22 protein-coding genes are annotated in these 22354 nt (G+C 41.0%); 11 read left to right on the forward strand and 11 right to left on the reverse strand.

What is annotated here, in order from left to right:
- The 5 genes from ftsY to ND6B_RS07705 form a co-directional block, all read left to right on the forward strand.
- Positions 1–1205: signal recognition particle-docking protein FtsY (ftsY, locus tag ND6B_RS19950; protein WP_033103683.1), on the forward strand; the 1205-nt coding region annotated here is incomplete at its 5' end.
- Positions 1206–1290: 85 nt separating this feature from the next.
- Positions 1291–1968 carry a cell division ATP-binding protein FtsE gene (gene ftsE, locus ND6B_RS07720; protein WP_013465956.1) on the forward strand — a complete coding sequence of 226 codons (678 nt, stop codon included), beginning with the start codon at positions 1291–1293 and terminating at the stop codon, positions 1966–1968.
- Complete coding sequence (gene ftsX, locus ND6B_RS07715; RefSeq protein ID WP_028835596.1) at positions 1965–2951, forward strand: permease-like cell division protein FtsX; 987 nt, start codon at positions 1965–1967, stop codon at positions 2949–2951. Before ftsE ends, ftsX begins: the two co-directional genes overlap by 4 nt.
- Positions 2952–3193: 242 nt before the next feature.
- Positions 3194–4057 carry an RNA polymerase sigma factor RpoH gene (gene rpoH, locus ND6B_RS07710; protein WP_013465954.1) on the forward strand — a complete coding sequence of 288 codons (864 nt, stop codon included), beginning with the start codon at positions 3194–3196 and terminating at the stop codon, positions 4055–4057.
- A 328-nt stretch (positions 4058–4385) separates the two neighbouring features.
- Positions 4386–6257, forward strand: a complete 1872-nt coding sequence (locus tag ND6B_RS07705) for a methyl-accepting chemotaxis protein (RefSeq protein ID WP_033103684.1) — start codon at positions 4386–4388, stop codon at positions 6255–6257.
- Between the two features lie 58 nt (positions 6258–6315).
- Here ND6B_RS07705 and ND6B_RS07700 read toward each other — a convergent pair whose 3' ends face one another.
- The 4 genes from ND6B_RS07700 to gpmM form a co-directional block, all read right to left on the reverse strand.
- Positions 6316–7068, reverse strand: a complete 753-nt coding sequence (locus ND6B_RS07700) for a divergent polysaccharide deacetylase family protein (RefSeq protein ID WP_013465952.1) — start codon at positions 7066–7068, stop codon at positions 6316–6318.
- 67 nt (positions 7069–7135) lie between these two features.
- A complete protein-coding gene (locus ND6B_RS07695; protein ID WP_033103685.1) occupies positions 7136–8401 on the reverse strand; it encodes a S41 family peptidase in 1266 nt (421 codons plus the stop codon).
- A 33-nt stretch (positions 8402–8434) separates the two neighbouring features.
- Positions 8435–9574 (reverse strand): murein hydrolase activator EnvC family protein, encoded by a 1140-nt coding sequence (locus tag ND6B_RS07690; protein ID WP_033103686.1) that lies wholly within the window; start codon positions 9572–9574, stop codon positions 8435–8437.
- Between the two features lie 3 nt (positions 9575–9577).
- A complete protein-coding gene (gene gpmM, locus ND6B_RS07685; protein ID WP_033103687.1) occupies positions 9578–11122 on the reverse strand; it encodes a 2,3-bisphosphoglycerate-independent phosphoglycerate mutase in 1545 nt (514 codons plus the stop codon).
- A gap of 755 nt (positions 11123–11877) precedes the next feature.
- Here gpmM and ND6B_RS07680 point away from each other — a divergent pair.
- The 4 genes from ND6B_RS07680 to gpsA are packed head-to-tail and all read left to right on the forward strand — an operon-like array spanning position 11878 to position 14137.
- A complete protein-coding gene (locus ND6B_RS07680) occupies positions 11878–12309 on the forward strand; it encodes a rhodanese-like domain-containing protein (protein WP_013465947.1) in 432 nt (143 codons plus the stop codon).
- A gap of 32 nt (positions 12310–12341) precedes the next feature.
- Entirely contained in the window at positions 12342–12599 is a 258-nt protein-coding gene (gene grxC / locus ND6B_RS07675) for a glutaredoxin 3 (protein WP_016899746.1), read from the forward strand.
- Between the two features lie 38 nt (positions 12600–12637).
- Positions 12638–13126: a protein-export chaperone SecB gene (gene secB / locus ND6B_RS07670; protein WP_013465945.1), complete on the forward strand. Its 489-nt coding sequence runs from the start codon at positions 12638–12640 to the stop codon at positions 13124–13126.
- Positions 13127–13129: 3 nt separating this feature from the next.
- A complete protein-coding gene (gene gpsA, locus ND6B_RS07665) occupies positions 13130–14137 on the forward strand; it encodes an NAD(P)H-dependent glycerol-3-phosphate dehydrogenase (protein WP_013465944.1) in 1008 nt (335 codons plus the stop codon).
- A 66-nt stretch (positions 14138–14203) separates the two neighbouring features.
- Here the strand turns inward: gpsA and trmL are convergent, their stop codons facing one another.
- Positions 14204–14668 carry a tRNA (uridine(34)/cytosine(34)/5-carboxymethylaminomethyluridine(34)-2'-O)-methyltransferase TrmL gene (trmL, locus tag ND6B_RS07660; RefSeq protein ID WP_024601724.1) on the reverse strand — a complete coding sequence of 155 codons (465 nt, stop codon included), beginning with the start codon at positions 14666–14668 and terminating at the stop codon, positions 14204–14206.
- Between the two features lie 157 nt (positions 14669–14825).
- Here trmL and ND6B_RS07655 point away from each other — a divergent pair, with 157 nt between their 5' ends.
- A complete protein-coding gene (locus ND6B_RS07655; protein WP_076916062.1) occupies positions 14826–15656 on the forward strand; it encodes a cation diffusion facilitator family transporter in 831 nt (276 codons plus the stop codon).
- Here ND6B_RS07655 and ND6B_RS07650 read toward each other — a convergent pair.
- From ND6B_RS07650 to ND6B_RS07640, 3 genes are read right to left on the reverse strand one after another with little or no spacing between them, the layout of a single operon-like run.
- A complete protein-coding gene (locus ND6B_RS07650) occupies positions 15653–16597 on the reverse strand; it encodes an alpha/beta fold hydrolase (RefSeq protein WP_008114910.1) in 945 nt (314 codons plus the stop codon). The two genes, ND6B_RS07655 and ND6B_RS07650, sit on opposite strands and share 4 nt — an antisense overlap.
- On the reverse strand, positions 16587–18014 hold the full coding sequence (locus ND6B_RS07645; protein WP_033103688.1) for an ATP-binding protein: 1428 nt from the start codon (positions 18012–18014) through the stop codon (positions 16587–16589). Before ND6B_RS07645 ends, ND6B_RS07650 begins: the two co-directional genes overlap by 11 nt.
- Positions 17992–18681: a response regulator transcription factor gene (locus ND6B_RS07640; protein WP_016899750.1), complete on the reverse strand. Its 690-nt coding sequence runs from the start codon at positions 18679–18681 to the stop codon at positions 17992–17994. The genes ND6B_RS07645 and ND6B_RS07640 overlap by 23 nt, the downstream gene beginning before the upstream one ends.
- A 167-nt stretch (positions 18682–18848) precedes the next feature.
- Here ND6B_RS07640 and ND6B_RS07635 point away from each other — a divergent pair, with 167 nt between their 5' ends.
- Entirely contained in the window at positions 18849–19322 is a 474-nt protein-coding gene (locus tag ND6B_RS07635; protein WP_033103689.1) for a Spy/CpxP family protein refolding chaperone, read from the forward strand.
- A 297-nt stretch (positions 19323–19619) separates the two neighbouring features.
- On the opposite strand, the gene yacG is transcribed toward ND6B_RS07635, so the two are convergent.
- From yacG to coaE, 3 genes are all read right to left on the reverse strand, one after another.
- Entirely contained in the window at positions 19620–19850 is a 231-nt protein-coding gene (gene yacG, locus ND6B_RS07630) for a DNA gyrase inhibitor YacG (RefSeq protein WP_024601728.1), read from the reverse strand.
- Between the two features lie 64 nt (positions 19851–19914).
- Positions 19915–21591, reverse strand: coding sequence for a type IV-A pilus assembly ATPase PilB (gene pilB / locus ND6B_RS07625; protein ID WP_024601729.1), 1677 nt, complete (start codon positions 21589–21591; stop codon positions 19915–19917).
- 133 nt (positions 21592–21724) lie between these two features.
- Positions 21725–22354 carry a dephospho-CoA kinase gene (gene coaE / locus ND6B_RS07620; RefSeq protein WP_033103690.1) on the reverse strand — a complete coding sequence of 210 codons (630 nt, stop codon included), beginning with the start codon at positions 22352–22354 and terminating at the stop codon, positions 21725–21727.

Genomic DNA, 22354 nt, shown 5'->3' on the forward strand with positions numbered 1-22354 from the left:
CAGCAGAACAAGCTGAGAACGAACGTTTAGAACAACAGCGTATTGCAGCAGAGCAAGCTGAGAACGAGCGTTTAGAACAACAGCGCATTGCAGCAGAGCAAGCTGAGAATGAGCGTTTAGAACAACAGCGCATTGCAGCAGAACAAGCTGAGAACGAGCGTTTAGAACAACAGCGTATTGCAGCAGAGCAAGCTGAGAACGAGCGTTTAGAACAAGAGCGACTGACCGCAGAGCTTGCAAAGGAAGAATCTATAAAAGCGGAAAAACCTAAAAAAGAAGGTTTTTTCTCTCGCCTCAAAAAAGGCTTACTGAAAACACGCGTTAATATTGGTTCTGGCTTTGCCTCAATCTTCAGCGGTAAAAAAATTGACGATGAGTTATTTGAAGAATTAGAGACTCAGTTACTCACTGCCGATCTTGGTGTTGATACCACCATGAAGCTAATCGATAGCCTGACCGACGCCGCTGATCGCAAGCAGCTTAAAGATGGTGATGCGCTTTATGAATTAATGAAGCAAGAAATGGCAACTATACTGAAAACAGCAGAGCAGCCTTTAGAAATACCAGCAGACAAAAAACCTTTCGTTATCCTTATGGTAGGTGTAAACGGCGTAGGTAAAACCACCACCATTGGTAAAATGGCGAAACAATTTCAAAACCAAGGTAAATCGGTAATGCTTGCTGCCGGTGATACATTTAGAGCCGCAGCAGTAGAGCAGCTTCAAGTTTGGGGTGAGCGTAATAGTATTCCTGTTATAGCTCAGCACACTGGTGCTGATAGCGCCTCAGTGGTATTTGATGCCTTTCAAGCCGCTAAAGCGCGTAATGTTGATGTGTTAATTGCCGATACAGCAGGGCGCTTGCAAAATAAAGATAACTTAATGCAAGAGCTTGAAAAAATAGCCCGTGTGATGAAAAAAGTAGACCCAGATGCACCGCATGAAGTGATGCTGACAATTGATGCTGGCACAGGCCAAAATGCTATTAGCCAAGTAAACTTATTTAACCAATGTGTAGGTTTAACGGGTATCACACTATCAAAGCTTGATGGCACCGCTAAAGGCGGGGTTATTTTTGCCGTTGCTGATAAGTTTAATATTCCTATTCGTTACATTGGTGTAGGTGAAAGTATTGATGATTTACGCACCTTCAAGAGCGATGACTTTATTGACGCGCTATTTAGCCAAGATGAGGACGACGTTTAATTTACCAAAAGGGAGCCTGCTCCCTTTTTAATTGCAAGGAATACCAATTGCGTTAGGACGTTTAATGAGGTTGGCATAATAAAAAATGATAAATTTTCAGCAAGTAAGTAAAACCTATGCCGGTGGGCATCGCGCGCTTGAAAAAGTGAGTTTTCATATAAAACCAGGCGAACTGGCTTTTTTAACGGGCCACAGTGGTGCCGGTAAAAGTACACTTTTAAAGCTTATTAGCTTGATGGAACGCCCCTCTGCGGGTAATGTGTTTATCAATGGCGTGGATTTAAATAAGTTAAATTCACGACAAATTCCGTATGCACGCCGCGACATTGGTATTATTTTTCAAAATCATCGTCTATTAGAACGATACACGGTGTTCGATAACGTTGCTTTGCCCTTAATTATTGAAGGGACTCACCACAAGCAAATTGCCAAGCGTGTGCATGGCGCGCTCGATAAAGTGGGCTTGTTAGATAAAGTACGCTGTCATCCCTCCACACTCTCTGGCGGTGAGCAGCAACGTGTAGGGATTGCACGAGCCATTGTTAATTCTCCTCCTATACTATTAGCTGATGAACCTACCGGTAATCTTGATCCTGAGTTATCGATGGAAATATTACGCCTGTTCGAAGATTTTAATAAGCATGGCACCACGGTTTTAATTGCCACCCATGACTTGGGGTTAGTATCACGAATGAAGTATCGTAGCTTAACGCTTCATGATGGGCGGATGAGCCAAGATCCACTGGCTGAGGGTGTATTATGAGTTTACTGTTCAAAAGCCGTCAAAATAGTAATGATAAACAAAAAAAATCCGTATTCTCTGGCGGTTACTTTTTCATTATTAATATTTTTCGCCAAGGTGTGTACAGCCTAGGAGAAATGTGGCGCACGCCATTAGCCTCTATGATGACTATTGCTGTTCTGGGTTTGAGTTTAACCTTGCCCGCAACGTTATACTTAGTGGTTAAAAATGTGCAGCAAGTGAGCAGTGGTTTTGAGCAAGCCAGCGAAATATCCTTGTTTGTAAAAGAGGATATGAGCGAGCAAGAAACACAAACTTTAGTTAAACGCTTAGCGCTATATCCTGAAATACAAAGTGTGACTTTTATTTCTCGCACTGAGGCTTTGGATGAATTCAAAGAAATGTCTGGGTTTGGTCAGGCTTTAGAATACCTAGATAGTAACCCATTACCAAATGTGGTTTTAGTTACACCAACCCAGCGACATAGCCAACCTAATGCGGCTAAGCTATTGCTTAAAAAACTTGAAGGTGAACGCGAAGTTGATTTTGGTAAGCTTGATATTGCTTGGCTTGAACGTTTAAATGCATTACTCAGTTTGTTAAAAGAAAGTGTAATTACGATTGCGCTATTATTACTTACCTCAGTGACGCTTATTATAGGCAACACAATTCGTTTATCTATTATGGATAAAAAAGAAGAAATACAGGTAATGAAGCTCGTAGGGGCAACTAATACCTTTATTCATGCCCCCTTTTTATGGACTGGCATTTGGTATGGCGTGATTGGCGGATTGTTTGCTTTTATTTGCGTAGCATTAATGATGTGGTGGCTATCTGCTGCGGTAAGCAGTGTTGCAGGGGTATATCAAACCAGCTTTACGCTAATAGGGCTTAGCCTTAATGAATTTGGCGCGTTGGTATTGTTGGCCACTAGCTTAGGCTTTATTGGTTCTTACTTATCGGTTAACCGTTACATCTCAGAAATAGAACCCGATAAGGTTTAGGGCCCTAATATAATTCTTAAAACTGTCATGTTTTAAGTTTAAAATTATAAAAAAGCCAAAGCAAAAAGATTAATCTTTGCTTTGGCTAAATCAATTCATAGGTTATTCAGTCGCCTAGTGTAGACTGACTTAACACTAAAAAAACCACTTGATTTATGATTCAAAAAAGTTTTAAATTCAAGTTAGCACTCTTACTAAAAGAGTGCTAAGATGGTTTCAAATGTTTATCACCGAGGTGAAAAATGAGTAAAGATTTATACGCAATGGCACTTACAGTTGGGCAACAAAGCGCAAGTATGGATGGCTATCTTCAAGCTGTTAGTACTATTCCTATGCTTAAAGTTGAGCAAGAGCAGGAACTTGCAAAAAAACTTCAGGAAGAAGGCGATCTTAGTGCTGCAAAGCAACTCATTATGTCGCATTTGCGCTTTGTAGCGCACATAGCTAAAAGCTACTCGGGTTACGGGTTACCACAAGCTGATTTAATTCAAGAGGGTAACATTGGACTGATGAAGGCAGTAAAACGTTTTGACCCATCAGTGGGTGTACGTTTGGTTTCATTTGCGGTTCATTGGATCAAAGCCGAAATTCATGAGTTTGTGCTTAAAAACTGGCGTATCGTAAAAGTTGCGACAACCAAAGCGCAACGTAAACTGTTTTTTAATCTTCGTAAAAACAAAAAACGTTTAGGCTGGTTTAATCAAGCTGAAGTTAGCACAGTAGCGAGCGAGCTAGGTGTGAGTGAAAAAGAAGTGCGTGAAATGGAATCGCGTATGAGCGGCCAAGACATGGGCTTTGACTTAACGGGCGACGATAACGACGATGCGCCAACCAGTACTTACTCACCAGTGCAATACTTAACGGATGGTTCTGCTGACTTAGCCGATGATATTGAGCAGCAACAATGGCAAGAGCAGTCGCATACGCGATTATTTAGTGCTTTGAAAACCCTCGATGAGCGCTCTCAAGATATCGTTAGCGCACGTTGGTTGTCAGATGATAAAGCAACACTGCAAGAGTTGGCTGAAAAATACAGCGTATCAGCAGAGCGTGTTCGCCAGCTGGAAAAAACAGCAATGAAAAAATTACAAAGCGCGATGAGTTAATCGTACTTAAAAAGTTATAAAGCCCTGCATGAAAATGCGGGGCTTTTTTTTAGTTAAAAAAAAGAGGTTAACAAAAAGTATCGTTTTTCTTATTTTGCTTACCTCTAGTCACATCTGTATATCTTTTAATTAAATATACCCTAGTTAAAGTTAATGAATAAGTTTGGTTTTAATTTAAATACATGATTTTAGTTTGTTTTTAATTTGGGTATATGAAAATATTCGCGCACCTGAGCGACTTGTCGTTCAAACCGTAGCCTAAATTAAATTATTAATTGCTGTGCTTATTGCCTTTCAATTTCATTTAACGCGAGTATTTACACTCAATATGAACTCATATTCACTAAAGAAAAAGATCTTGCTATCGGTGGTTCTTGCCCTAGCCGTTATTATTGTATTGCTATCGTGGAATAGCTACACCTCTCAAAAAGCGTTACTGTTAAAAAGCAGTATTGATAATGTAAGTCAGTCTGGTAAGCAACAAGCTGCGAGTATTGAAGATTGGCTAGCTAGTCGTCAGCAGATCATAGAGTCAGTTGCGAGTAAGGTTGAGGGCAATACGCTCAGCGCATTACAGCAAGCCAAAGTGTCGGGTGGTTTTCAATTAACTTACTTTGGAGATAGTATCGGGAAAATGACTGACTCTGATCCAAGTATTGATCGAACCGGCTACGACCCGCGCACTCGTCCATGGTATAAACAAGCACAGCTGAAAAATGGCGCCGTAATTACCAAACCTTATTTAGATACTGCATTTAATCAGTTGGTTGTTTCTATTGCTAAAACCACACAAAGTGGCGTGGTAGCGGGTGATTTATCGATTGAGTCTTTAGTTAATGATGTTAATACTATGTCTTTACCGGCAAATGGGTATGCCATCATGATGCATCAAGATGGCACTGTGATTGCCTATAAAGACACTAAAAAAGTAATGGCAGATATTACGCATATTGACTCGAAAATAAATCACCAATTCATTTTATCTAATAGTCAAAACGGTGAATTTACTCCCCTTTATTTTAAAGATGAAGGCCGAGAGAAGCTTGTTTGGGGTGAAAATATAAATAATACCGATTGGCAGTTGCTATTTGTATTAGATAAAGAAACCTTAGAGGCACCGCTAATTAGTTTATTAGTAACTCAACTCGTATTAGTTAGTGTGGCACTTTTGTTGAGCGTGTTGGCTATTTCATGGTTATTAAGTGTGTTGCTTGCGCCGTTAAGCCGAGTATCACAAGCATTATCAACAATTGCTGATGGTAACGGTGATTTGACCCAGCGTATTAGTGTTGATACACAAGATGAAGTTGGGGTGCTGGCTGATAGTTTTAATCGCTTTGTAAGTAGCCAGCATGAACTTATAAGCCATATTCGCCAGTTAGCTACTGATTTAGATTTTGATGCAGAGAAAAGCTTAATCACCAATCAAAACAGTGTCAGTGAGTTGCAGCATCAGCAACAAGAAGTAGCGATGGTTGCCACTGCGGTCACAGAGATGGCAAGTGCAACCCATGAGATTGCTGCTAATGCCGAAAATACCGCGACGGCATCACAGCAGTCAGCGCAAAGTAGTCGTGAAGGTAAACTGTTAGTTGATAAAACCAGAAATACGATTAATTCACTTGCGAGTGAAATAGACCAAACAACCACCGTCATTGGCGAACTAAGCTTACATGCTCAGGCTATATCGAGTATTTTGACTACCATTCAAGAAATTGCTGAGCAAACAAATCTCTTAGCACTCAATGCCGCAATAGAGGCTGCCCGTGCTGGTGAACAAGGGCGTGGCTTTGCAGTGGTTGCCGATGAGGTGCGTGTACTATCAAGAAGAACGCAAAACTCCACAGCAGAAATTTACACCACCATAGAAACCTTACAAAATACGACCAAAAAAGCAGTGAGCTTGATGGACAGCAGTAAGGGGTATGCTAACAATAGTGTGGATGATGTTAATGCAGCAGCTCATGCACTAGAGGAAATCACCTTAGCAGTGAATGAAATTTCTGATATGGCGGGTCAAATAGCGGTTGCAGCAGAAGAGCAAACGCAAGTGACTAATGAAATTACTCGAAATACGGTCGCCATTAAAGATGTAACCGATGAAATTACTACCTCAGCCACTGCGCATTTAAGCCAAGCTGAAGTATTAAAAGACAGAGCTACAGATTTAAATGCCAAAGTAGCGACGTTTATTTTATAAATATAATGCGTTTAAGTGAGTTAAATTAACTGATGGGTTAGGGGGTTTACTTACCCCATCAGTTTAATGAAATAGCTTCTTGCTGAGCTATTTGTACATATTTACGTTCGACCAGTTGCGATACTGGCACCAGTTCAAATCCTTGCTCACTTAATTGCGGCAAAGCGTGGCGTAAAAAATCGATGGTTTCGGGATAGGGATGCGCTATTGCAATGGCAAATTGATACTTAGTTGCTTTTGATTTTAGCTCTTCTAATCTTAATTGTAGTTGCTCTGTGGTCGTTATATTGTCTAAAAATACATGTCGGCTAATGTTTTCCACTCCCAAAAAGTTGGCTGCATTCTGAGCTTGGCTTAATTCAGTTGTACGGCTATCAAGAAAATACAGCTGGCGTTTTTTGAGTACTTCCATGGTCCATTTCATTGCTTGGCTTTGTTGAGTCAGCGCAGAGCCCATATGGTTATTAACTCCTTTAACTTGCGGTAAACTGGCCAGCGCATTCCCGAGCGTTTGTTGAAGTTGTGCTTTATCCATATTTAAAGTGAGCGCACCAGGCCCGAGTTTTTTACCATTTAAAGCCTGCATAGGAACATGCAACAGGAGCTCTTTATTTGACTGACTAGCAAGGGTTGCAAATATTTGAGAATAGGGGGTGTGGGGCAATATTGAATAGGACAACTGCCCAGGTAAACTCAGGAATTCTAAATCACGTTGATGATAACCTATATCATCGATCACTATGGCTATTTGCTTGGCTTTAACAGCACTCGATGTTGCAAATAAGGCTAAAAACAGCCCAGCTAACACCATTAAATTTATAGTTTTCAAGTTTTATAATTTTTATTATCTTTGTCGTGTTTAAAATAATTTACCGAATTTAGTGCATGTTGAGTAGCTGTTTTGCCTTGGTTAACTGGATATCGGCTAAATCTTCAGTGCTAAAAACGGTGTTTTGTTCTAATTGTTCATTTTTTATTATAACGGCTTTATTTGTTTGTGGAAGCGTTGTTTGATTAATCGCCACATTCGGGGTCACGCCAATACCTTCAATCGATTCCCCTGATGGCGTAAAGTAGCGTGCGGTAGTTAGTTTTAAGGCGGTATCACCATCGCCTAATGGAATGAGTGATTGTACCGACCCTTTGCCAAATGACTGACTCCCCACTATTTTTGCACGCATATTTTCTTTTAGTGCTGCAGCCAGTATTTCTGCTGCAGAGGCTGAGTTTTCGTTAATCAGTACAACAATAGGTGCGCCTTTTAAAATATCGCCGCGTTTAGCGTAAAACGACTGATTAGAATCATAAAAACGTCCTTTGGTTGTTACTATTAGACCATCTTGTAAAAAGAGATCTGCCACAGCAACCGCGCTTTTTAAAGTCCCGCCAGGGTTGTCTCGTAAATCAATAATCAGGCCTTTTAATGCGTGGCCGTAATGGTTTTGCATAGCGGCTATTTGTAAGGCAACTTCATGCAAGGTGTGGTTTGAAAAGGTATTTATAGCAATATAACCGCTACCAGCATCAAGTAGTTGCTTAGTTACACTGGCCAGTTTTATTTGTTTTCTGCTGAGGTTAAATATGAGCGGTTTTAGATTGTTATTTCGGATAATACTTAGTTGTACTTTATTGTTGGAGCTGTCTTTAATTTGCTGCGCGACTATATCAATAGGACTATTTTTAATCTGCTGATTATTAACTGCTGTAATAATATCGCCAGCTCGCAGGCCGACTTGTTTAGCAGGCGAATTATTAATTACTTTAACAATCGTGGTGCGCTGCTCAATATTTTTGACCTCAATGCCTAAGCCAGTATAGCGACCATTGGTATTATCAAATAACGCATTTAGCTCATTTTTATCTAAATATTTAGAGTAGGGATCGAGTTTAGAGTATAAGCGTTCAAATTGAGAGGTGTTGTATTCAATGTATTCACTGTTATGCAGTGCTAAATCATCAACGTAGTAGGTATGAATATTAAACAGTATTTCATTTATTTTTTGGCTTTCTAAATCTTTGACCGAACTGGCATGAGCATTATTTATAAAGCCAAAAAGTGCCAATAAAAAAAATACCTGCAAACAAAACCAAAACATTGGTTTTGTTTGCGATACTTTTTTTTGGCAAATGTGTGTGTTTATCATAACTGCCTCTACTAGGATGCAGTTATTTTAAGATTAAATACGTCTGCACCATTTTATGGGATTAACAGCACGCCCTTTGTGGCGTATTTCAAAGTATAGACCAGAATCGGCTTGTCCACCGCTTTGCCCAACTAAAGCAACACTTTCACCCTCTCTGACCATATCACCTACATCTTTGAGTAAGGTTTGTGCATGCCCGTATAAGCTCATAAAGCCTTCACCGTGGTCCACAACAATCACCCAGCCGTAACCTTTTAACCAATCTGCAAATACCACCTGACCGTTATGAATGCTATTTACTGAAGTGCCCTCTGCAGCAGAAATTAACACGCCTTTCCAGTTAATTCCGCCGTGCTTACGTTGGCCAAACTTGTGCGTTAGTTTGCCTTTACTCGGCCAGCTTAATCTTCCTTTATTTTTATTTAGGCCCAATAGCTCAATTTTTGTGGTTTTTTCTTCTTCAAGTTCTTTAATAGTTGCGATCAGCGTTTGTTCGTTCTCTTCTAAGTAACTAATTGAATTTTTTGTTTTATTTAACTGCTGTTTTAGATTTTTTAGGCTGGCTTGGCGCTCATTTTTAGCGTCAAGAAGCGCTGCTTGTCGCCTTTTTTGTTCATCAAATAAAGCAACTAGCTTTTCTTTTGTTTTTTCAAGCTCAGCTTGGTTTTTCGCAATTTCTATTTGCAGCGCTTTAAGTTCATCAAGCTGCTTTATGCGGGCTTTATTTAAGTAGTTGTAATAGCTAAGCGTACGTTCAAATTTAGCGGTATCTTCTTGGTTAAGCAGCATTTTTGAATAGTCATCACTACCTGCCATATAAGCACTTTTTAACTGTGCTGCTAAAACACGCTGAAATAGGGCTTGTTGTTTTTCAAGCTTTGCCGCGCGTTGTTGTTGCTCTGCTTGCTGTTGTTGTGTTTTTTTAACAGATTGCTCAGCCATATTGAGTGCTTTAGCGTTTTTCGCTATAGCGAGTTCATGTGCTTTTAGCTTTTGCTGCTGTTTAGCTATTTCTTTTTGCTGTTGTTGATATTCAGCTTGACTTTGCTCTAAAGCCACTTGAACTTGGGATAGGTCTTTTTTAGTACGATCTTCATTAGCCACGGCAACGCCAGTGACTAATGAATGCAGTACACAGATACACGCAATGACGCGGTATGCGCTTTTTTTCATAGGTTATTTCAACACCATAATTGGCGACCCTGTCATTTCTGCAGGTTGCTCTAACCCCATTAAATGCAGCATGGTTGGGGCAACATCGCTCAAGGCTTTGCCTGAATAAGCTTGTGCATCGCGACCTACATAAATAAACGGCACGGGCTCACTGGTATGTGCTGTGTGCGCTTGGCCTGTTTTAAGGTTTGCCATTTGCTCTGCATTGCCATGATCGGCGGTAATAAGTGCTTCGCCGCCATATTCTTTCAATGCATCCACTACACGGCCAATACAGTTATCTACTGCCTCACAGGCTTTAACTGCAGCCTCAAATACACCTGAATGACCGACCATGTCGCCATTAGGGTAGTTACAAATAATGGCATCGTATTTTCCACTTTTTATTGCTTCTAATAGCTTATCGGTAAGCATTTTTGAGTTCATTTCTGGCTGCAAATCATAAGTTGCAACCTGAGGTGATGGAATAAGTTCACGGGTTTCGCCGTCAAACTCATCTTCTCGTCCACCACTGAAGAAAAAGGTAACATGAGCATATTTTTCAGTTTCAGAAATACGCAGTTGAGTTTTACCTTGTTTTTCAAACCATTCGCCAAGTACGTTATTAAGCGGCGTGGGGCCAAAAGCAACAGGCGCATCTATATCGGCTGCGTATTCAGTCATCATCACAAAGCCGCTAAGCTCAGGCGATTTTTTCTTATTAAAGCCGTCAAAGCCTGGTTCTACAAAGGCGCGGGTTATTTCGCGTGCGCGGTCTGCTCTAAAGTTTGCAAATATAATGGTGTCGCCATCATTTACTTTTACAGATTCGCTGCCTTTAGGAGTGATCGTGCTGGCTGCTACAAATTCGTCATTTTCATCGCGCTCATAAGCGGCATTTAGTGCACTTACGCCTTCTTCATAATCAAAATCGCCTTCACCTAAGGTGATTAAATTATAGGCTTTTTCAACACGGTTCCAGCGGTTGTCTCTGTCCATGGCATAGTAACGGCCAATTAGTGAGGCTAAACGGCCACATTTAAGTTCGCTAAATAAGGCTTCAATACGCTCAATAGACGCTTTAGCACTACGCGGTGGTGTATCGCGTCCATCTAAAAAGGCATGAAAGTACACCTCTTTAGCGCCGCGTTTTGCAGCCAGTTGTATACTGGCAACAATATGATCTTCGTGGCTATGCACGCCACCTGGACTTAATAGTCCCATAATGTGTACAGCTTTGTTGGCATGAACGGCTTTATCAATGTTTTCAACAAGTGCAGGAGTTGTATCAAATTCGCCATCATCAATGGCTTTGGTGATACGGGTAAAATCTTGATACACAATACGGCCTGCGCCTAAATTAACATGGCCCACCTCAGAATTACCCATTTGGCCATCAGGAAGACCGACATCTAAACCCGATGCTGAAATTAATGTATGAGGACGTGTGGCCCAGAGCTCATCTAATACAGGGGTGTTAGCAGCTAAAATAGCATTGCTTTGCTCATCTTCTCTGTATCCCCAGCCATCTAAAATCATTAATACCAGTGGTTTTTTATGCTCTGTCATAGTCACTCCTATTAGGGTCTGTTGACCTTTGCGGATTAAAATTTGTTCAAACTAGGGGCGGTTTAATCGCGGCGCGAGGTTTGTAACCTAGTGGGCTAAGTAAAAACCGAGCAAAGCTTCCGCGTCCTGCTCACGCCCCTTACCTACATCCATGTAGGCAACAAAGAGTAAATCGCCCCTAGGCAGAACCCTTCGGGCAGCACCTGTTTGGCATTGATGCTGCGTTATCGCCTATTTATGGGGAATAACCACACCACATAGGCTCTGCCTTACCTAAATACCAAACAGACTGCTGCAAATTTAACCTTGAAAGATCAACAGACCCTAGCGTTGCTAAAATACACGCTAACATTAATGCCAACATGCCAAGCCTTAGCATACCGCGTTTTATAGCTAGGATCAGCAATGAAAAGTAGATATTAAAAATTTTCAATTAGGATTGGCTAAATTGAAAACTTTAAAGGGCTAGGTTATTTTTCAGTTAAAAAGAGCAGGGCATTGTGGCTTTCAAGCGTGCTTAAACTCGCATTTTTAGCTGATTTGGGTATACTTGCGCGGCTAATCTCTATTTTATTCAAGTATTGAATAGGGTTGTGGGGTAAGTTAAGCCTATCTTGTAGGTGAAAATTCAGAGTAGCCTAACAGCGCTCTATTGATTTGCTGATGAGTAACTGCTCATTGTGCAAGTGCAATTGGTAAGAATTTAAAATATCTAAAACATCCGTTTTAGTATGTAACTTTATAGTGGAAGTCGAATGGATCAATATATTGAATTTGTCTCAAACCATCCAATTCTAAGCCTAGCTTGGGTTGCGATTGCGTTTCTTATTATTAGTGGCGCAATAAAAAGTAAATTTTCAGCAATTCGTCAAATCAATCCTCAGCAGTTAACGTTACTTATTAACCGCGAAGACGGCCAGGTTGTTGATATGCGTGGGCAAAAAGAGTTTAAAACCGGCCATATTGCCGGTGCTGTGCACTTAAACCCAGAAAAAGCTAAAGAATCTGATTTCTCGACCCTTGAAAAGTATAAGAGCAAACCCATTATAGTGGTATGTGCTGCAGGCATGACTGCCTCAGGTGTTGCAACCGCAATGCATAAAGCAGGCTATGAACAAGTTTATGTTTTATCTGGCGGTATGGGTGCGTGGCAATCAGCAAGTCTGCCAACAACAAGCGGTCGCTAATATCTCTTAGCTAAACCGATTAAGGATTAATTATGAGTAACGTTGTTTTATACACCAAAGGATATTGTCCTTTTTGTCATCGCGCATTAGCGCTGTTAGACAGTAAAGGTGTAAAATACACAAATATTGATATTGGCGTTCAGCCAGAGCTTCGCGATGAAATGATCGCCAAAGCCGGTGGCGCAAGCACGGTTCCACAAATTTTTATTAACGATGAACACATCGGTGGCTGTGACGACATGATGGCACTAGAAGCGCAAGGTCACCTTGATGCTAAGCTCAGTGCTTAATTTAATTAATTATAATAAATAACAGGTTAGGAATAACAATGAACGAACAAAATCAAAACGCAGCAGCAGAAGCTGATGCAGGTGCACAGTTTACTATTCAACGTATTTACACTAAAGATGTATCGTTTGAAACGCCAAATTCGCCAGCTATTTTTCAAAAAGAGTGGGCTCCAGAAGTAAAATTAGATTTAGATACACGCTCTAACAAACTTGATGAAGGTGTTTACGAAGTAGTGCTTGCACTAACTGTAACGGCATCTATCGGTGAAGAAACTGCGTTTTTATGTGAAATTCAACAAGCAGGTATCTTTACGATTGCTGACGTTGAAGAAATGCAATTAGCGCACATGCTAGGTGCATTTTGCCCTAACGTGTTATTCCCATACGCACGTGAAGCGGTATCTAACTTAGTAAATCGTGGTACGTTCCCACAACTTAATCTTGCGCCAGTTAACTTTGACGCATTATTTGCACAGTACATGCAGCAACGCACAGCGCAAGCTGAGCAGGCTACAGCAGACGCTTAATTTATGAATACAGCCACATCAGCTGTTACTGTTTTAGGGGCGGGGTCGTATGGCACCGCCCTTGCTATTTGTTTAGCCCGAAATGGTCACAAAGTGACTTTATGGGGACGCAATAGCCAAGACGTTGCGACGCTTGCAGCTGAGCGAAAAAATCAACGTTACTTACCTGATATTCCTTTTCCTGACACCTTAATCCTTGAAGCAGATTTACAGCGTGCAACGCAAAGTAGCGATATTGTTTTGGTTGTTGTGCCAAGCCACGCATTTGCTGACACATTAAAGCAAATCAAACCTGCTTTGCGCCCAAATGCAAAAATAGCATGGGCCACCAAAGGACTAGAGCCAAATACTGGGCGTTTGTTACAAGAAGTAGCAGTGCAAGAGCTAGGTGAAGAGGTGCCACTAGCGGTGCTTTCTGGGCCAACCTTTGCCAAAGAAATGGCGATGGGATCACCAACTGCAATTTCGGTGTCATCAACATCATCGGCATTTGCTAAACAAATAGCCGATTTATTGCATTGCGGGCGCTCGTTTAGGGTGTATAACAATGATGATTTTATTGGTATACAGCTCGGTGGTGCGGTTAAAAACGTGATTGCCATTGGTGCGGGAATTTCTGATGGTGTAGGGTTTGGTGCAAATGCACGTACCGCGCTTATTACTCGTGGTTTAGCAGAGTTGTCGCGTTTAGGGTGTGCACTGGGTGCAAAACCTGAAACTTTTATGGGTATGGCCGGGTTAGGTGATTTAATTCTGACCTGTACCGATAACCAATCGCGCAACCGCCGTTTTGGTTTAGCCTTAGGCAAAGGTGAGAGTGTTGATGATGCCATTGCATCAATTGGCCAAGTGGTTGAAGGCTTTAGAAATACCAAAGAAGTGTACTTACTAGCTCAACGCGCTGGTGTGGAAATGCCAATTACCGAGCAAATATACAAAGTACTCTATGAAAATAAAGACATGAAAGCAGCTGCTATGGCGTTATTAGGTCGTGAACAAAAGTCAGAATAAATGCTTCACTATTCTTTAAAAATTAAAAAACCGACATAATGTCGGTTTTTTATTATTGGTAAATAATTACTGCGCGTTTACAAAGCCAAGCTGGCGCCAAGATTCATACACAAACACAGCTACTGCATTAGACAGATTCATACTGCGACTATCGGCTTGCATAGGTATACGCACGCGTTGCTCGTTTGGCAGTGCTTGAATCATGTCATCAGGTAAGCCTCGGGTTTCTGGTCCGAATACTAAGCAATCACCCGCTTCATACTGTACTTGGTGATGAAATTGGCTACCTTTAGTGGTGCAAGCATACACTTTTTTAGGTTGGCACTTTTCTAAGTAAGCATCAAATGAGGCATGGCGTTGTACATGGCTAAATTCGTGATAGTCAAGTCCAGCGCGTTTTACACGTTTGTCATCCCACTCAAACCCTAACGGTTCAATTAAATGCAATGAATAGCCAGTATTGGCACATAAACGAATGATATTCCCGGTGTTAGGCGGAATTTCAGGTTGGTATAAAACAATATCCAGCACAATAAGCCCTATAAAATCTTTAATTTGACTGGCTCAGTATACACGAACAATGAATAAAAAATGATATACTACAAACATTAAATACATCTTACACTTGGACAGATACGTGCATAATCGCAGTTATGAATTTTGGGTCAAAGCTTCAAGCATAGTGACCATGGTCATGGTGAGCCTAATGATTGCGACCAAAGCATGGGCTTGGCTGGCGTCGGGTTCGGCGTCGATGCTTGGCTCACTCACTGATTCATTAATGGATATTACCGCGACGCTAATGAGCTTTTTAGTTTTATCGTATGCACTGCGTCCTGCGGATGATGACCACCGGTTTGGTCACGGTAAAGCGGAGGCGCTTGCAGGGTTGGGCCAAGCTGCATTTATTGCGGGCTCGGGCTGTTTATTAATGTTTCACGGTATCGAGCGATTAATAAACCCAGTAGAGCTTTCGCACTCATTATTAGGTGTATGGGTGAGTATTTTTGCCATTGCTTGTACCTTGGTAATTGTATTTGTGCAAAATAAAGTCGTGAAGCACACTGAATCAATCGCCATCAAAGCCGACTCCGTTCACTATAAGGGCGATTTAATTTTAAATGCGGCGGTATTGCTTGCTATTTTACTCGCCTACTATGGCGTACTGTATGCCGACCCATTGTTTGCTATCGGTGTGGCAGGTTATTTATTGTATAACAGTTGGGATATAGCAACCGAAAGTGCCTCGCATTTAATGGACAAAGAGCTACCCGATGAAGAAAAGCAAAGTATTTTTGAAATAGCGCGTAACCATAATGATGTTTATGGCGTTCACGGTATTCGCACTCGACAGGGCGGTAAAGTTAAGTTTATTCAACTGCATTTAGAGCTTGATGACAATTTACCGCTTATTCGTGCCCATAAAGTGGCAGATGAAGTGGAGCTGATGATCACTCAGCAATTTGAATCTGAAGTTGATATTTTGATTCACCTAGATCCGCTGTCGCTTAGTAGTTAACCTATTGAATCACAAAATTTATAAAGGCTTGTTAGCAATGGTTGGCGAATTTCGTCCCGCTCAAAAAACAGCTCGTGCTTAGCCCCTTTAAACTGCTTTATTAGGGTGTTTTTATGTCGGCTTGCAAGCTTGTGCTGGGCTTGGTTATCAACCACTTCGTCATTTTCTGCGCTGGCTATAAATAACGGGGTTGTTATGGATAGTTTATCGAGCGCTTTAATAAATGAAAAAACAGTATGCAGCCAGCCATAGGTAACACCGCCTAATTGTAATAGTGGCGTTTGCTGATAAGTTGCCCTAAATTGATCATAGCGTATTTGGCTACTGGTTAAAGTGTTAAGCGCAAACTCTTCAGGTGTATAATCGCTTTGTCCTAGCGCATAACACCCTGAGAACCCTAATAATGACGCACTGGCGGCGATAAACTGTGCTACGGGTTTTGGTATTCCTTTAGTATGAATATCAAACATGGGCGCAGATAAAAACGCCCCACTAAAGTCATGTGAGTAACGTGCTAAGTAATCAAACGCAATAGCGCCGCCCATTGAATGGCTAAGCAGTAGTTTTTTACCTTGCCAATGCTGCTTTACCACCTCAAGATTGAATTGATTGAGATCGTGACTGTAATCTTCAAATTGTTTGACATAGCCTTTATGGGGGTTTTTTAATAACCGATAAGAGCGCCCTTGGCCTTGGTGATCAACAATAAAAACAGCAAAATTATTACAATAAAGCTCCCAAAGCAGCTCTTTGTATTTATCGAGTCCTTCAATGCGCCCAGAACTAATAACAATGGCAGTGTGAGCCTGTTTAGGCTTAGCGTAAGCATAAAATAATTTACCGGCAGCCGTGCTTAAATAGGCTTTTTTGAGTGTATTAGTATAAAACTCATTAATGGCAGGCAGGTTATTTTCAAGCTCGCTTTCATTGCTATAAAACATGGTCTCTCTTTTGTATTGGTAAGCTTATCTCAACGCATAACCCGCCAGCGTCCTTATTTGATAAAGCTAAATTTCCGCCGTGGGCAATCACCGCATTTTTTGCAATGGCTAAACCCAGCCCAGTGCCGCCGCTGACTCGGTCGCGGGCGTCTGATTGCCTAAAAAATGGCTCACATAGTTTATCAAGTTGCGCTGCGGGAACGCCAGGGCCGTCATCACATATTTGTATAGTGATGATATCACTGTGTTTTAAGGTGATGCTAATAGTATGTTGTGCGTATTTAATTGCATTACGTAAAATATTTTCTAGAGCACTGGCAATCAGCATTTCGTCGCACTCTATATTTACCTCAGCATCACCTTGAATATGCAGCGTTTTATTGTGCTGTTTTGCTTCAAACTGAGCATCGTTAATCACATGGTCAACAATAACTTGTAACGACTGCGCTTGCAGTGATAAAGGTTGGCTATTGGCTTCTAAGCGCGATACCTGCAATACATCGGCTATCATTTTATCAAGTTGATTTGCTTCTTTTTCAATACGCAATAAATACGATTGGCTGGCCTCACTCGCTTGCATTTGCGCCAGCCCTGTGGCCATTTTTAAGCGTGTTAGTGGGGAGCGCAATTCATGGGATATATCGGCAAGTAAACGCTTTTGAGCGCTAAGTAGTTGCTCTAATTGATCTGCCATACGGTTAAAATCGCGTCCTAAAACTCCAAGCTCATCTTTTCGTTGACTATTTATTGCCGCGCGCGCACTTAAATCGCCATTTGAGAGCCTAATTGCAGCTTGTTTTAAGCTATTTATAGGGGCAATTAAGTTACGACTAAATAAAAAGCTTAATGTAAGTGAGGCGATAATGGCGATAGAAATTTTTAACCAAACCGGCAACAATCTTAAGCGAATAAAGAGCGGTCGCTGTTGATTTATATCGATTTCATATAACTCAAATTCGCCTTCAGGTACTCGAATGCGCACAGGGCCAAAAGCTTGATAGTATTCAGTAAAAATAACTTGTGGAGGCATCCCCTTGCTAAAGTTAAGTAAGCTTAAATCAATATTGTTCTCAACATCTTTACTGATCAAAACCTCATCGCTGTTTTGTGAATTTAAATAAAGTAATTTACGTTTAGTTAAACGCGGATGAGTAATAATGTCATTAATAGATCGCTTGTGTTTATGTGCGCTGCGCTCGATAGCTCGTGCTAGGTATTCTAGGTTTTTCTGCATCGGCCCCTGTAGTGGATCATGGCTAATGGCGTTTATTAGTGAAATATTACTTAAGAAAAATAGCGCAGTAAAAGTGCCAATGATCGTTAGCCAAAACCAAGCAAAGACTTTAAAAAACAAATAATGTCGAGGGTGTCTTAACCAACTAAAACGCGTTAATTTACTCTCCTTGGATAAAGACATAACCCGTCCCTCGAATAGTTTTAATTTTTTCACCCGCGATATGCTCGGCTATTTTTTTTCGAATATTACTCACATGCATATCAATAGAGCGATCAAATGACGCTAAACGCCGTCCTAGTACCTCTTCGCTTATTTGCTCTTTGCTTATAACATCAGGAGCGTGTTTTACTAATAAAGCCAATATTTCGTATTCGGTACCCGTAAGCGTGAGTGTGGTGTTATTTACACTGGCTTCACGCGTGGCAAAGTTAATAGTAATACCGTTTAAAGAGAGCTTTTTATTATTGTTATTGCTTACACTATTAATGTGTTCAATACGGCGAGTAATGGCTTTAACGCGGGCAAGGAGTTCGCGGTGGTTAAACGGTTTTGGAATATAGTCATCAGCGCCGAGCTCTAAACCAAAAATACGGTCAAAGTCTTCACCTTTAGCGGTCAACATAATTACCGGCGTTAATTTACTTTGTCTGAGTTGTTTGAGTACTTCAAAGCCATCTATAGAGGGCAACATAACATCAAGTAATATAAGCGCGTAATCGTTTTGTAAAGCAAGCTCTAAGCCTTGTTGGCCATCATGTGCGGTTTGTATGCTAAAGCCTTGTGCGCTCAAATACTCGCTTAATAGCTCACATAAACCGGTGTCATCATCAATCATTAATAGTTTCATACATTAAGCCCTACGCGCTGTTTTATGGTTTTATTTTACGCGTTTAATGTACTAAAAGTTAGTCTTTACATAACCTTTACACTGCTTTGCGTTACTTTGCATTGAGCCGGTTATAGTGAACACACTGGCTAGCAGCCAACAACCAACTCAATATTAAGGTGATGATTATGACTAAGATAAACACGCTATCAAAATTAGTACTTATATGTGGCTTAACAGTAGCAACGCTCAGTGCGGGCAGCGCACTTGCAAAAGGTGATGGCCATAAACAAGGCCACTCTCAAGCACGCTTTTTACTCTCTGAGCGAGCAGCAGATAAACTGGCGCTTACTGAAGATCAACAAACACAACTAAAAGCGATTTTTACAGCGCAAAAAACGCAAATTAAAGCACTAAGAAGCCAAAATAAAGACGCGCGTAAGGCACAGCGCCAAGCTTATAAAGCGCAGATGGATGCGTTATTGTCAGCGCCAAACTTTGACGAAAATGCAGCGAAAGAGTTATTAACCGCACGCCAAGATAAGAAGCAGCAATTGGGATTAATTAAATTGAAAACCCAGCATCAAGTAATGCAACTGCTTAACGCTGAGCAAAAAGAAAAGTTAGCTAAAATACAGCAGCGCCGCAGGCAGAAGGGCTAGGTTCGAGGTTCGAGGTTCGAGGGGCGAGGTCCGCAACCCGAAGCCCCGCCTTGTATCTACAGAATATTTTGAACCACAGAGGGAGCAGAGGCGCTTTGCGCTACACAGAGAGAAGATCATTTATTGTCACTTTCTCTGTGTGCTCTGCGCCTCTGTGGTAGATAAATGACCTAAAACCTAATACTGACGCGGGGTAAACCGCTGCTACAGGTATAAAAAACCTTGCTATGTTAACTGCAAGGTTTTTAAATTTCTCGAACCTCGAACCTCGAACCTCGAACCTCGAACCTTTAAAAATCACTTAAAAAAGTCATCTTCGTTTTTTGCCATCATTGCTTCAATATCTTCAATCATGTCTTGGCTGAACTCATCTGCAGATGTAATCGGCGCTGAAATTTTATTATTTTCAAACGACCATTCACCTAAATCAATAAGTTGGCAACGTTTTGAACAAAAAGGGCGATTCGGACTTTGTGCTGACCATTCTACTTTTGCTTTACAGGTTGGGCAGTTAACCACTGTTGGCATAATTTACTCTCACATTAATATAGGCTTTGCGACTCAATTTATAATAAACGGCTAAGCTTTCTATTTAAAAACTAGTGACACGATTAATCTCAGCAAGTGAGGTCACACCCTCTGCGGCTTTACGAATACCCGATAAACGCAAATTGTTATATCCTGCTTTAAGTGATACCTCAGCAATTTCTAATGAGTTACCGCCGCGCATTATAATTTGCGCTATTTCAGGCGTAATTTTCATTACTTCGTAAATACCAACACGGCCTTTGTAGCCATCGGTACAGTTTTCACAGCCTTTAGGTGCGTATAAAACCATGTCTTGAATTTGTTGTTCACTAAAGCCTTGGCGTATAAGCTCTTCGCGAGGTAACTGCTCTGGTGTTTTACATTTAGAGCATAACCTTCGGGCTAAACGCTGAGCTATAATTAAACTAATAGAACTGGCCACATTATACGCGGGTACACCCATATTTAACAAACGAGTAATCGTTTCTGGCGCTGAGTTGGTATGCAGTGTTGACAGCACCAAGTGACCTGTTTGCGCCGCTTTAATTGATATTTCTGCAGTTTCTAAATCACGTATTTCACCCACCATCACCACATCGGGATCTTGACGTAAAAACGCCCGCAGTGCATTAGCAAAAGTCATATCTGCTTTAGTATTTATTTGTACTTGGTTAACCCCTTCGAGGTTAATTTCTACCGGATCTTCGGCGGTACTAATATTCCGCTCCGGCTGATTGAGTATATTTAAGCCCGTATACAAAGAAACCGTTTTACCTGAACCAGTTGGGCCGGTAACCAAAATCATTCCTTGCGGTTGCTCAAGTGCATCGAGGTATAGTTTTTTCTGCTCGGGTTCATAGCCTAATACATCAATACCTAGCATGGCACTGGATGAATCAAGAATACGCATTACAATTTTTTCGCCCCACAAAGTTGGCATGGTACTAACACGAAAATCAATGCTTTTACGCTCTGTTATCTTAAGCTTAATACGGCCATCTTGTGGTTTACGCTTTTCTGCAATATCCAGTCGCGACATTACTTTTATTCGCGCCGATAGCTTACTGGCCAATGTATTTGGCGGGCTGGCTACTTCGTGCAAAATACCATCAATGCGAAAGCGAATACGGTATTTGTGTTCATAAGGTTCAAAGTGTAAATCTGAGGCGCCTTTTTTTATTGCATCCATTAAAATTTTATTAATGTAGACAATTATTGGGGCGTCGTCTTTGTCATCGTCTTTAGGAGTGTGTTCTTTGTGCTGCTCAGAATCGAGTTCAGCGAACTCTTTAAATTCGTCTTCACTTAAATTTAAACTGCCAGTGGCATCGAGTAATTGCTCAATTTTGTTATCGAGCTGGACGTAGTCAACCACAACTACTTCGCACGATAAACCCGTGCTAAATTCAAAGTTTTCGAAGGCACCATAATCGGTAGGATCTGAGGCGGCAATATACACTTTTCTGCCTTTTTGTACCAAAGGCAAAATGTGGTGTTTGCGGATCAGTTTTTCTTTAACTAGCTCAGCTGATATTTGTGCAACATTAAAATCTTTTAAATCAAAAAAAGGCACTCTAAATAAATCAATGCATTGCTCAGCTAAATCTTTACTGTCTATTTTTCCACATTTAGAGATAAGCTCTGCAGTTGAGGCAAAATCTTGCTGCCGTGTTTTTACGGTATCAGTATCAACCCGGCCGAGGGTAATAAATTTTCTTAATAACGGTGAGTTAATATTCATTGCGCACCTGATTTAATCCTTCTTTAGTCAGCAATTTATCAGAAAAAAGAAAGGAATACATTAATCGTACCAATGCAGCAGACAATTTACTGATAAAATATCAGTTTATGGCGCTGCCATTGGGCTAATTTATTTATATTGTAGACTTAGCTTGCTGTAAATAATAATTATGTAGCTTAAGTAAGTCTTGTTTTACATCGTTTAAATCGCGGTTATTATTTAAAATATCATCCGCTTTTTGTTGTTTATGCTCACGAGACATTTGTGCGTCAATTATTTGTTTTGCTTGTTCAGAGCTTATATTGTCGCGCTGTGTAGTACGTGCAATTTGCACCTCTTTGGGAACATCTATTAGCAAAGTACGATGACAGTAGCGATCAAGCCCATTTTCAAATAATAGTGGGGCAACTAACACCACGTAGTCGCTTTGCGCGTTTTTTAAATCAATAATAAGCTGAGTGCGTATTAATGGGTGCAGCAGGGCATTGAGCCATGTTTTTTGCTCAGGGTTACTAAAAATGCGCGCTCTTAGCGTGCTGCGATTTAAAGCGCCATGTTCATCGATTATATCATTGCCAAAATGCGCAATAATCGCTTTTAGGCCATCAGTGTTGGGTTCAACCACTTGGCGAGCCACTATATCTGCATCCACAATAGTAATACCTAGTTCTGCCAACATATCGCTAACTGCGGTTTTACCACAGCCAATCCCACCGGTTAGGCCCAATACCCAGTTGTTTTTATGATGTTGTGTATTGCTCAT

Origin of the sequence: Pseudoalteromonas sp. ND6B (genome assembly GCF_000764215.1) — a bacterium.
Lineage (GTDB): Bacteria > Pseudomonadota > Gammaproteobacteria > Enterobacterales > Alteromonadaceae > Pseudoalteromonas > Pseudoalteromonas tetraodonis.